At 72.4% G+C, this 12,247-nt stretch carries 7 protein-coding genes; 3 read left to right on the forward strand and 4 right to left on the reverse strand.

Annotation, left to right across the window (positions count from 1 at the left end; genetic code table 11):
• Positions 1-356: 356 nt before the first annotated feature.
• Positions 357-905, reverse strand: a complete 549-nt coding sequence (locus ACIGXX_RS12825; RefSeq protein ID WP_366463043.1) for a MarR family transcriptional regulator — start codon at positions 903-905, stop codon at positions 357-359.
• A gap of 116 nt (positions 906-1,021) precedes the next feature.
• Here ACIGXX_RS12825 and ACIGXX_RS12830 point away from each other — a divergent pair, with 116 nt between their 5' ends.
• Positions 1,022-2,299, forward strand: a complete 1,278-nt coding sequence (locus ACIGXX_RS12830) for an MFS transporter (RefSeq protein ID WP_361469835.1) — start codon at positions 1,022-1,024, stop codon at positions 2,297-2,299.
• 3 nt (positions 2,300-2,302) lie between these two features.
• On the opposite strand, the gene ACIGXX_RS12835 is transcribed toward ACIGXX_RS12830, so the two are convergent.
• A complete protein-coding gene (locus ACIGXX_RS12835) occupies positions 2,303-3,973 on the reverse strand; it encodes a SpoIIE family protein phosphatase (protein WP_351167565.1) in 1,671 nt (556 codons plus the stop codon).
• A 142-nt stretch (positions 3,974-4,115) separates the two neighbouring features.
• Positions 4,116-5,474, reverse strand: a complete 1,359-nt coding sequence (locus ACIGXX_RS12840) for an NAD(P)/FAD-dependent oxidoreductase (RefSeq protein WP_351167563.1) — start codon at positions 5,472-5,474, stop codon at positions 4,116-4,118.
• Between the two features lie 374 nt (positions 5,475-5,848).
• Between ACIGXX_RS12840 and ACIGXX_RS12845 the strand changes: the two genes are divergently transcribed.
• Both ACIGXX_RS12845 and ACIGXX_RS12850 read left to right on the forward strand, forming a co-directional pair.
• Positions 5,849-6,622, forward strand: a complete 774-nt coding sequence (locus tag ACIGXX_RS12845; protein ID WP_351167561.1) for a helix-turn-helix domain-containing protein — start codon at positions 5,849-5,851, stop codon at positions 6,620-6,622.
• A 228-nt stretch (positions 6,623-6,850) separates the two neighbouring features.
• The gene (locus ACIGXX_RS12850; protein WP_399975247.1) at positions 6,851-8,767 is read left to right on the forward strand and encodes a sigma-70 family RNA polymerase sigma factor; all 1,917 of its coding nucleotides are present in this window, start codon (positions 6,851-6,853) and stop codon (positions 8,765-8,767) included.
• A gap of 192 nt (positions 8,768-8,959) precedes the next feature.
• Here ACIGXX_RS12850 and ACIGXX_RS12855 read toward each other — a convergent pair whose 3' ends face one another.
• Complete coding sequence (locus ACIGXX_RS12855; protein ID WP_399975250.1) at positions 8,960-12,181, reverse strand: BTAD domain-containing putative transcriptional regulator; 3,222 nt, start codon at positions 12,179-12,181, stop codon at positions 8,960-8,962.
• Between the last annotated feature and the right edge of the window lie 66 nt (positions 12,182-12,247).

Raw genomic sequence — 12,247 nt, forward strand, 5'->3', positions numbered from 1 at the left:
TTTCCCTTTCCGGCGGTGCCGACTCTACCAGATCCTTTCGGGCCTGATTCCCAGTCAGCGGGGTTTGTCTTCCCGGCTGTTGGGCCGTTCCGACGTCTCAAACTCTAGCGGTTCTTCCCGGCGACTCATAATCGAGCCGTGGAATTGAATTCGGGCACGCCGAAATCGTTCCCGGTGGGATGTCGTGCAGAGTTTGTTTTGCCGCGTCTCAGCGGCGGGAGGTGTTGTCGCAGAACCGTTACGGCTCCGTGGCAACCCGAAGAACCTTACGGATCCGCCAGGTGACTGTCAAACGCCCGAGGTCGAGCGCTCGCTCCCCCTCTGTACGGCCGCTCAGTCCGGCTCCGTACGGCCGATCAGTCCAGGTCGGTGAGACGTCCGCCCGCGTCCGGCTGGGCGTGCTCGACCCGGCGCAGAAGGCGCGTCAGTACTTCCCCGAGGGCGCCGCGCTCCTCCTGTGAGAGGTCCTGGAGGAGGTCCTCCTCGAAGACCGTGGCCAGGCGCATCGCCTCCAGCCACTTCTCGCGGCCCTCCGCGGTGAGCTCGACGATCACTCGCACGCGGTTGTTCTCGTCGCGGTCCCGGGTCACCAGACCCTCCGCCACCATGCGGTCGATGCGGTGGGTCATGGCGGCCGGCGTGAGGCCGAGGCCTTTGGCCAGCTCGCCGGGGCCCATTTGGTACGGGGCGCCGGAGAGGACCAGGGCCTTGAGGACCTCCCACTCGGCGTTGCTGATGCCGAGGGTCGCGGTCTGCCGCCCGTAGGCGACGCTCATCCGCCTGTTGAGGCGGCCGAGGGCCGAGACGATCTCCTCGACCTGAGGGTCGAGGTCCTGAAACTCCCGCTGGTAGGCGGCGATCTGCTCTTCGAGAGTCGGCTCACTGGGGCCGGGAGTGTCACCCATGGCCCGCAGTATGGCACGCCCTCACTTGGCGTTGAAGTTCTTCTGTGTGTATTGTTTAGGCTCTAACTTTAGCTTCGAAGTCTTCACTCCTAAGGCAGGTGAAAGTGACCAGGGCGATGGGCGCAGCGATGCGTCGTATTCAGGTAGGCAGCGCGCTGAGTGCGTTCGGCGTCGGATTCACGGTTCCGTTCCTCTACGTGTACGTGGCGCAGGTACGGGATCTGGGCGCCGGTACGGCGGGCATCGTGCTCGCCGCCTTTGCCATGGCCGCGCTGATCGTGCTGCCCGTCACCGGGCGCGTCATCGACCGCCGCGGCCCGCTCCCCGTACTCATGGGAGCCGCGCTGACCGCCTCGGTGGGTGCCCTCGCCCTGGGCTTCGCGAACAGTGAACCGACGGCGATCGTCTCGGCGGCCCTCCTCGGTGCGGGCACCGCGGTCATGCAGCCGGCGCTCGCCACGATGATCGTCTGGTGCTCGACGCCCACCACGCGTACGCGTGCCTTCGCGATGCAATTCTTCCTGCAGAACCTGGGCCTGGGCATCGGCGGTCTCATCGGCGGCCAGATCGTCGACGAGCACGACCCGGGCAGCTTCATCACGCTGTTCTCCATCGAGGCCGTGATGTTCCTGGTGCTCGCCGCGATCGCCGTGTCCGTGCGGCTTCCGCACGCGCCGTCCATCCAGGACGCCGTGCCCAAGGACGGGTCCGCGCCGCAGAGCGGTCTGCGGGCGCTCCTGCGGCACAAGGCGATGGTGCAGCTGTGCGTGCTCGGCTTCGTGCTCTTCTTCGCCTGCTACGGACAGTTCGAGTCGGGCCTCTCCGCGTACGGCGTCGAGGCGGCCGGGATCTCGGCGTCGACACTCGGCATCGCGCTCGCCGCCAACACGGCCGTGATCGTCGTCGCGCAGTTCGCCGTCCTGAAGTTCGTCGAGCGGCGCAAGCGGTCCCGGGTGATCGCCGCCGTCGGTCTCATCTGGGCCGTCGCGTGGATCGCGGCCGGTTACGCCGGCCTCGGGCACGGCAGCCAGGCCATGGCCACCGCCGCGTTCATCTCCACGTACGCGCTCTTCGGGCTCGGTGAGGCGATGCTGTCGCCGACCGTCGCGCCGCTGGTCGCCGACCTGGCTCCGGCCGGGATGGTCGGTCAGTACAACTCGGCCTTCGCCCTGGTGAAGCAGCTGGCGCTCGCCGTCGGCCCCGCCGTGGGCGGTCCGATGGGGGCCGCGCTGCACGGGCCGTACATCGTGACGTTCCTGCTGTTCTCGCTCGGCATCACGGTGCTCGCCGTGCGGCTCGGCAAGCAGCTCACTCCGCTGCAGAACCAGCCGTACGTGGCCAAGAGCCGGGTGGTCGCCCAGGGCACCCCCGAGCCCGTACCGGCGAACTCCTAGGCACTACGCGCGCGGCAGGGCGAACTCGCACCAGACCGCCTTGCCGCCGCCCGGTGTGCGCCGCGAGCCCCAGTTCGAGGCGATCGTGGCGACGATGGCGATGCCGCGCCCCTTCTCGTCCGCGGGCTCGGCGCGGCGGCGCCTGGGCAGGTGGTCGTCGCCGTCCGTGACCTCGATGATCAGTCGGCGGTCCGTGCGGCGCAGCCGCAGGCGCATCGGCGGGGTGCCGTGCTGGAGGGAGTTGGCGACCAGTTCGCTGGCCGCGAGGACTCCCAGGTCGTGCAGTTCGGGCGGGAAGCGCCAGCTGGCGAGGACTCCGGTCGCGAAGGCACGCGCGCGTGGCGCCGCTTCCACGCCGCCGAGCAGCTCCAGGGCGGCGTTGCGGAACAGCTCGGCGTCCAGGCCTTTGCGTGCCGGGTGCTGGAGGACGAGGACCGCCACGTCGTCGTCGTGGTCGGCCGTCACCCCCAGGGCGCGGATCAGGCGGTCGCACACCACCTGGGGAGTTCCAGTAGCGCCCGCGAGGGCGCGCTCCAGGGAGGCGACGCCTTCGTCGATGTCCTCGCTGCGCCGCTCGACCAGGCCGTCCGTGTAGAGGACGGCGGTCGAGCCGGGCCCGAGCGGGACCGAACCCGAGGTGTGCAGCCAGCCGCCGGTGCCGAGCGGCGGGCCCGTGGGCTCCTCCGCGCGGTGGATCGTGCCGCCCTCGTCCCGTACGAGGATGGGCAGGTGCCCGGCGGAGGCGTACACGAGGTTGCCTTCGTTCGGGTCGTGCACCGCGTAGACCATGGTGGCGATCTGGCTGGCGTCGATCTCGGCCGCGAGGCCGTCAAGGAGCTGCAGGACCTCGTGCGGGGGCAGGTCCAGGCGGGCGTAGGCGCGCACGGCCGTGCGGAGCTGGCCCATGACGGCCGCGGCGCGGACACCGCGGCCCATGACGTCGCCGATGACCAGGGCGGTGCGGCCGCCGCCGAGGGTGATCACGTCGTACCAGTCGCCGCCGACCGCGGCCTCCGTGCCGCCCGGTTGGTACGTGGCGGCGATGCGCAGGTCGTCCGGCTGCTCCAACTCCTGCGGGAGCAGCGAGCGTTGCAGGGTGACGGCCGTCTCGCGCTGGGTGCGCTCGCTGGCCCGCAGCCGCTCGGCGGCCTCCGCGTGGTCGGTGACGTCGGCGGCGAAGACCAGGATGCCGTCGTCCTTGAGCCCCGTGGCCGAGCCGCTCACGGGGAGCGTGACGGGGGTGCAGGTGAAGGTGTACGACCGGCCGCTCGCCGCCTTGCGTGACTTGACCGTGCGCGGCTTCGAGCTGCGCAGGACCTGGTCCAGGAGGGGCAGCAGGCCGAGTTCCTCCAGCTCGGGCAGCGCGTCGCGGGCGGGTTCGCCCACGGGACGGTCGCCGAATGCGGTGGCGTACGCGTCGTTGACGTACGCGACGCGGTGGTCGGGGCCGTGCACCAGGGCGACGAGGGCCGGAATGCGGTCGAGCACCTCACGGGTCGGCAGCTCGTCGACGCCGGCGGCGGGGGTCAGGGTCGTGCCCTCCTGGCTCCCCTCGGCACGGGCCGCGGGGACCGAGCTCTCGGCTCGCTGTGGCGGGGAGATCCCCAGGTCGGTGCGCGCCGCGGCGCGGCGCTGCGTTCCGGGGAGCCGGGCGCTCCAGCGCGTGAAGTTCACTGCGGTAGGCCTCGTGATGTCGCTTCTGGATCGGGCGGGGATTTCCGGCGGTCCTGGCCCGCCCATGGTCACACGAACAGTCTGGCCGACCGGACTGACATCCGTCAGACGCCGGTGTCACGCGGGGAGTTCCTGCCTCCGGTCAGGAGGACTCCTTCGGGCTTCTGCCCCCGGCCGCGAGTTCGAACTCCGCACGCGGGTGCTCGAGCGACCCCAGGGAGACGATCTCGCGCTTGAACAGGCCGGACAGGACCCATTCGGAGAGCACCCGGGACTTGCGGTTGACGGTGGGCACGCGGCTCAGGTGGTAGACGCGGTGCATGAACCAGGCAGGGTAGCCCTTCAACTTCCGTCCGTAGACATGTGCGACGCCTTTGTGCAGTCCCAGGGACGCCACGGAGCCCACGTACTTGTGCGTGTACTCCTTGAGGGGCTGTTCGCGCAGGGACGCCGCGATGTTGTCGCCGAGCGTCCTGGCCTGGCGCACCGCGTGCTGGGCGTTGGGGGCGCACTCCTTGCCGGGCTCGTCCGCGGTGACATCGGGGACGGCTGCCGCGTCTCCCGCGCCCCACGCGTGCGTGACGCCGTCCACGGACAGCTGGGCGGTGCAGTCGAGGCGGCCGCGTTCGTTCAGCGGCAGGTCGGTCGCGGCGAGCACCGGGTGCGGTTTGACGCCCGCGGTCCACACGACCGTGCGGGTGGGGAAGCGCGCGCCGTCGCTCAGGACGGCGACCCGGTCCTCGCACGAGTCGAGACGGGTCTCCAGGCGTACGTCGATGTTGCGGCGCCGCAGCTCACGGACCGTGTACTTGCCCATCTCCTCGCCGACCTCGGGAAGGATCCGCCCGGAGGCCTCGACGAGGATCCACTTCATGTCCTCGGCCTTGACGTTGTGGTAGTACCGCGAGGCGTAGCGGGCCATGTCCTCCAGCTCGCCGAGCGCCTCGACTCCCGCGTAGCCGCCGCCCACGAAGACGAAGGTCAGGGCCGCGTCGCGGATGGCCGGGTCGCGCGTGGAGGAGGCGATGTCCATCTGCTCGATGACGTGGTTGCGCAGCCCGATGGCCTCTTCGACGGTCTTGAAGCCGACGCCGTGCTCGGCGAGGCCCGGCACGGGCAGGGTGCGCGAGATCGATCCGGGGGCCATGACGAGCTCGTCGTACGTGATCTCGACGGCGCCCGAACCCTCGTCCTCGGTGGCCAGCGTGGTGAAGGACGCGGTGCGCTTGGCGTGGTCGACCGTCTTGACCTCGCCGATGACGATCCGGCATCTGTCCAGGACACGGCGGAGCGGGACCACGACGTGGCGCGGTGAGATGGAGCCGGCCGCGGCTTCGGGCAAGAACGGCTGGTAGGTCATATAGGGATCGGGCGTCACCACCACGATCTCCACTTCGCCCCGCTTCAGCTCCGGCTTCAGCTTCCGCTGGAGGCGCAGTGCGGTGTACATGCCGACGTAGCCGCCGCCCACAACGAGAATGCGCACAGGTTCCTTCACCATCCCATGACGCACCCCGCTCTTGCGTTTGTCCACAGCCTCGGCAATTTGTGTGACCGCTCGCGGCGGGCGGCGCGCCGTCGGGGCCTTGCCGGGCCTGATGGAAGGTGTGCAGGTCAGCGGGGGAAAGAGGGGGAAAGCAAGAGGGTGCAATCGGGTCGGAAACGGTGCGTACTCCGATCGGGGGGCGCTCTGTGCGGAACCCACCCCTTCTGAATTGACTCTGGCTCAACTATGTTCGTGTGCTGTCGGGGTGTCGGGGGATGCGCTCGTCGGGTCCAGCTACGGGGCCCGGGAATCGGGCTTGCTCCTCACACTTCGGTAGTCAATGGCGGGGAGTGTCTCCGGGGGGAGACGTCATTACCGGGGGAACGCGTATGCATATTCAGGAATCTCACTGGACTTCGAGCACGGCGTCGGCGTCAGCCGTCGCCACCAGCGGGAACGGACGCGACATGGGGGACGGACCGCGTTCGACGCCGCTGCGTGTGGACGCACAGCGCAATCTCGAGCACGTACTTCGCGCGGCGCGCGAGGTCTTCGGCGAGCTGGGTTACGGCGCGCCGATGGAAGACGTGGCCCGGCGCGCACGGGTCGGCGTCGGCACGGTCTACCGGCGCTTCCCCAGCAAGGACGTGCTGGTACGGCGCATAGCCGAGGAGGAGACCTCCCGGCTGACCGACCAGGCGCGTTCGGCGCTCGGGCAGGAGGACGAGCCGTGGTCGGCGCTCTCGCGCTTCCTGCGGACGTCCGTCGCGTCGGGCGCGGGGCGGCTCCTGCCGCCGCAGGTCCTTCGGGTGGGCGTCGCGGACGAGATCGCGGGCGTTCGGGACGACGAGGCGCGCGTGCCGCAGCAGCGGCAGGCGGCTCCGGCCGGTCCCGACCTGCGGCTCGTCGAGCAGCGCTCGGCTCCGGCCGAGGAGTCTGCGGCGGACGACCCGGGGGCGGTCGCGCTCCTGGACGTCGTCGGGCGCCTCGTGGACCGGGCGCGGGCGGCGGGCGAGCTGCGCGCGGACGTGACCGTGGCGGACGTGCTCCTGGTGATAGCCACGGCGGCGCCCTCGCTGCCGGACCCGGCGCAGCAGGCGGCGGCCTCGTCGCGGCTGCTCGACATCCTGCTCGAGGGGCTTCGGTCGCGTCCCACGGCCTGAGACGGCACGAGGGCGGCACCAGGCCAACACCTGAACGGCTCGGGGGCGGCTCAACTTCCGGTGAACACGCGGAGGTTGAGCCTTCCCCGAATGGGTGAACGGTAGTGCTCGGATACGGGAAGTCACCTCGGACGGGTGGTTGACCGTCATCGCCGTCCGCCGTAGCACGGCCGTATGGCAGTCTTTCCCGGATGGCCGGGTCTGAGTGTGCAAGCGGGGGCTTCCGCGATGAGTGGTGACGGGCGGGACGAGTTGTCCTCCGCCTTGGGCGATGAGGCCGCGGGGCTGCCTCAACGACAGGTGCCGAGCCAGGGCGGACCCGGAGCCGTACCCGGCTCCGATGGTGGCTCCGGCGGCCCCGATCCCAGCGTTCCGCCTCAGCGTGCCGTTCCTGTTCCCGTTTCCGTTCCCGGGGACGGCCCACCGGCCGACAGCGACCTGATCACGCGGATGCGGGCGGGCGACGACACCGCGTACGAAGAGCTGTACCGAAGGCACGCCGAAGCGGTCCGCCGGTACGCCCGCACCTGCTGCCGGGACGCGCACACCGCCGACGACCTCACGGCCGAGGTCTTCGCGCGGATGCTGCAGGCCGTCCGTGGCGGCAGCGGGCCCGAGCACGCGGTGCGCGCGTATCTGCTCACCACCGTGCGCCGTGTCGCCGCCGGGTGGACGAAATCGGCGAAGCGGGAGCAGCTGGTCGAGGACTTCGCGGTGTTCGCCGCGCAGGCCGCGCGCAGCTCCGAGGTCTCCGACGACGACACCATGGACCTGGGCGCGGACGTGCGCGCGATGCACGAGGCCGAGCAGTCCATGGCCATGCAGGCGTTCCGGAGCCTTCCGGAGCGCTGGCAGGCGGTGCTGTGGCACACGGAGGTCGAGGACGAGTCCCCGAGCGACGTCGCCACCCTCTTCGGGCTCGACGCCAACGGCACCCGGGTGCTCGCCAAGCGGGCGCGCGAAGGCCTGAAGGAGGCGTATCTCCAGGCCCACGTGAGCACCACGCTCACCGACAACGAGGAGTGCGCCCGCTACGCCGACCGGCTCGGCGCCTACGCGCGCGGCAGCCTGCGCACCCGGGCCGAGCGCGGCCTGCGCAAGCACTTGGAGCAGTGCGCCAAGTGCCGTCTGGCCGCGGGCCAGATCAAGGAAGTCGCCAGCGGCATTCCCGGGGTCGTGCCGATCGCGGTCATCGGCTGGTTCGGTGCCGCCGGGTACGCGAAGGTGGCCGCCCTCGTCGGCGGTGGCGCGGCGAGCGCCGCGGGCGCCGGTGCGGCGGGTGCGGCAGCGGCGAGCGGTGGCTCGTCCGGCGGCGCGGCGGGCGGTGGTGCCGCCGCCGAGGGGCTCGGCGCGCCCGCCAAGGCCGGCATCGCGGCGGCTGTGGTCGTCGCGGCCGCGGCTGCGGCGATCGCCCTGACCGCGGGGGGCGGGGACAAGCCCAAGGACCTGCCGAGCGCCGGGAAGACGCCGGCCGCCGAGCCCGACGTGCCGAGCAAGCCGTCGCCCCCGAAGCCCAAGCCGAAGCCCGGGCCCGCGCAGCCGGCCGCCGAGCCCAAGCCGAAGCCGCCCGCGAAGGCGACCCCCGAGCCGAAGCCGACGCCCACGCCCGAGCCCAAGCCGCCGGCCCCGAAGCCGGAGCCGACGCCCACGCCCACGCCGTCCGAGCCGAAGCCCGAGCCGCCTCCACCCCCGCCCCCGCCTCCGCCCGCCCCGACGGTCTACCAGTGGAGCGAGCTGCGGTACGGCGTCGTCGGTGACGGCACCGCGCCCGAGATGCGGCTGGGCGAGAGCAGTTGGGTCTGGCAGCGGGACGGCCTGTCCATCGCGGACAAGCAGTACGGCCACGGCGTGACCGTCCACGGCCAGTCCTCCGTCACCATCGACCTGAACCGCACATGCTCGGCCTATGAGGCGGTCGTCGGTGTCGACGACATGACGCTGGGTCTCGGCAAGGTGCGCTTCTCGGTCTTCGGGGACGGCGTACAGCTGTGGAAGTCACCGCTGATCAAGGGCGGGGACCCGGCGGTGCCGGTGCAGGTGAACCTGACCGGGCGCAAGACGATCCGCCTGGTCGTCGAGCCGCACTCGCCGTTCGACACCGCCGCGCTCGCGGACTGGGCGCAGTCGCGCTTCCGCTGCACGTAGTACGTGGGCCGTGGGTCGTGGGCCGTGGCCCAGCTCGGCTCGGCGTACGTGGGCCGCGGCTCAGCTCAGCTCGGCGACGGCCTCGTCGGCGGTGAGTCCGGCACCCGCGGTGCGCTCCGCCTCGTACCGCTGGTCGTGGGCCGTGGGTCGTGGGCCGTGGCTCAGCTCTGCTCGGCGTACGTGGGCCGCGGCTCAGCTCAGCTCGGCGACGGCCTCGTCGGCGGTGAGTCCGGCACCCGCGGTGCGCTCCGCCTCGTACCGCTCGTCGCCGAGGGCCGCGAGCGCCGCCGTCTCGACCCGCGCTGCCGCGTCCAGATACGGCGCCGGGCGCGGATGGCCACTGCGCAACCGGGTGCCGAAGGCCAGCAGTCGGGCGGCGCGCGGATAGTCTCCGAGCCTGCTCACCAGGGTGGCTCCGCCGTCCACCAGGGACGCGACGACCAGCTCCGCGCACCGGCTCTCCAAGGCCTCGCGCAGGCCGTGGGCGAGCAGCGGCAGCGCCTGTTCCGGCCCCGACTCGGCGGCCACGATCCTGGCCTCTAGGCCCCGAAGGTCCGCGTTGAACTGAGGCGGCGGGGTGCCGCGCTCGGCCTCGGCGTGGGCCGCGTCGAACAGAGCGCGGGCCTCGGCGACGTCGCCGTCGTCCAGCGCCATCGTCGACTGGACCATCCGCATGAACGCCCGGGAGTCCGCCACTCCGTACCGGTCGGCCTCGATCCCCGCCTCGTGGAGCGCCTTCGCCGCAAGATCACGGTCGCCCTCGCGGTACGCGATCTCGGCGAGCCGGACGATGAGGAAGGGCGTCTCGGCGTAGGCGCCCACTTCGTACGCGAGCCGCAGCGCTTCGTCGTACTCGGCGCGCGCCTCCTCGTGCAGGCCGCGTGCCATCGCGGCCTCGCCCGCCGCGCTGGACACCTGGGCGCGCATCCAGCGGTCGCCCGCGCGCCTGCTCAGCCCGCGCAGCTCCGCGAGGTCCTCGTCGACACCGGACAGATTGCCCGGGGCGTCGACGGCCTGGTGCGTACGGAACATCAGGCTGACGCCGATCTCCCAGTCGCCGCCGTACCTGCGGCAGTTGGCGACCACCGCGTCCAAGCCGGGCCGGGCCGCGTCGGGGCCGTCGAGGAAGTAGGCGGTGAACGGCCAGAGCAGCCCGGGGAAGCGGGCCGCCGCGGGCACCGGCCGCGCGAAGGCGTCCCGCACCCGCCCGAGGTAGCGGCGGTCGGCCTCCCCCGTCACCGCGTCCGTCGGCCTGGACTCCGCCACCAGGAAGAAGTGCAGCAGCCGCAGGCTCATCCAGGACCAGTGGAGCGGGTCGTCCGTGCCGTCGGGGCCGTCGGGGGTGCCGTCGGGGCCGTCGGGCGGCATCGCGGGCGCCAGGCGCAGGATGCGGGCGATCCACTCCGTGCTCTCCCTGCGGTAGTTCCGCAGCCACCAGAACCATCCGATGCCCAGGGCGAGTGCCAGGGCGTCCTCCGCGTCGTGGGACTCGATCGTGCGCTGCAGGGCCGCCCGGATGTTGTCCAGCTCCGTCTCCAGACGCTGGATCCACGGGAGTTGGTCCGCCGAGCGGAGCAGGGGCTCGGCCCGCTCGACGAGGGCGCGGACGTACGCGGTGTGGCGGTGGCCCGCCGCGGTGCGCAGGTCCGGGGTCTCGGCGGCCCGCTCGGACGCGTACTCGTGGATGGTCTCCAGCATGCGGTAGCGCATGTCGCCCCCGGCCGTGGGCTCGGCGATGAGCAGGGACTTGTCCACGAGGGCGCCGATGAGGTCGGCCGCGGGTCCGGTGCAGACCGCCTCGGCCGCCTCCAGGTCCCAGCCGCCCGCGAAGACGGACACCTCGCGCAGCACGGTCCGCTCGGGCTCGTCGAGCAGGTCCCAGGACCAGTCGACGACGGCCCGCAGGGTCTGCTGGCGGGGCAGGACCGTGCGGGCGCCGCTGGTGAGCAGGCGGAAGCGGTCGTCGAGGCGGTCGGCGATCTGCCGCGGGGTGAGCAGGCGCAGCCGGGCGGCGGCCAGTTCGATGGCGAGCGGGAGGCCGTCGAGCCTGCGGCAGATCTCGGCGACGGCCTCGGCGTCCTCCTCCGCCGCGAAGTCCGGGCGCACGGCCGTGGCGCGCTCGGTGAACAGGCGGTGCGCCGGGTCGGGCGGCAGGGGTTCCACGGAGCGGACGAACTCGCCCGGTACGCCCAGGGGTTCGCGGCTGGTGGCGACGACGGTGAGGTCCGGGCAGTGCGTCAGGAGGGTGTGGGCGAGCTCGGCCGCGGCGCCGATGACGTGCTCGCAGTTGTCAAGGAGCAGGAGCAGGCTGCGCGGGGCGCAGTACTCGATCAGCAGGCCGACCGGGTCGTCCTGCGGCACCGTGAGGTCGCTGGTCATCAGCACGGTCTCGCGCAGACCGAGCGCGCTGACGACAGCTCCGGGGACCGCCTCAGGCCGGTCGAGCGGGGCGAGCTCGGCCAGCCATGCCCGCGGATGCCCGGCGGCGGCTTCCTCGGCGAGGCGGGTCTTGCCGGAGCCGCCCGGTCCGGTGAGGGTGACCAGGCGGGCTCGTCCGATGTCTGAACGGATGGCGGCGAGTTCGGGTTCCCGGCCGACGAAGCTGGTCAGGCGGGGGCGGATGTTGCCGGTCCGCTCGGGCCGCTCCGTTCGCTCAGGCTTCGCGGGCGGCCTCTCGGCCGTGCGCGCCGCGGCCGTGTCCGGGTCCAGCAACTCCGCGTGCAGGGCGCGCAGTTCCGGGCCCGGGTCGGCGCCAAGGGCGTCGGCGAGCGTGCGGCGCGCGTTCTCGTACGCGGCGAGGGCGTCGGCGCCGCGGCCCGCGTCGCGCAGGGCGCGGATCAGCAGGGCGTGCAGCGCCTCGTCGTACGGCTGATCGGCGGTCAGCTCCCTCAGTTCCGGTACGACGTCGGAGGCGTGCCCCAGGAGCAGGTCCGCCTCGACGCGGGCGCGGGTCGCCTCGGCGAGCAGCGCTTCGGGGCGGGTCGCCGCGCTGCGGTCGGGCAGGTCGGCGAGTGCGGGGCCGCGCCACAGGGTGAGCGCTTCGCGCAGGGTGCGGGCGGCTGCCGCCGGGTCGTGGTCCAGGGCCGCCTTCCCCTCGCGTACGAGACGTTCGAAGCGGTGCAGGTCGATGTCTTCGGGGGTGGCGGTGAGGCGGTAGCCGCCGGGTCCCGAGGCGACGGCGCCCTTGCCGAGGGCGCGGCGCAGGCGGCCGACGAGGGCCTGGAGGGCGGCGGGCGCATCGGTGGGGGGCTCGTCCTGCGCCCACACCTCGGCGATGAGGGTCTCCATGGGGACGGTGCGGTTCGGGCGCAGCGCGAGGGTGGCGAGGAGCGCGCGAAGCCGCCGGCCCCCTACGGGCAGGGGCTCTCCTTGTTCGTCGTACGCCTCGGTGGCGCCCAGGATTCTGTACCGCACGGGGTCATTCTCGCCGGTGGGGTGGGTCGAGGCGCGAGGGTTTGCCTCCCCCGGGCCCGGCGCGAC

The organism is Streptomyces sp. NPDC055243 (genome assembly GCF_044544025.1).
Taxonomy (GTDB): Bacteria; Actinomycetota; Actinomycetes; order Streptomycetales; family Streptomycetaceae; genus Streptomyces.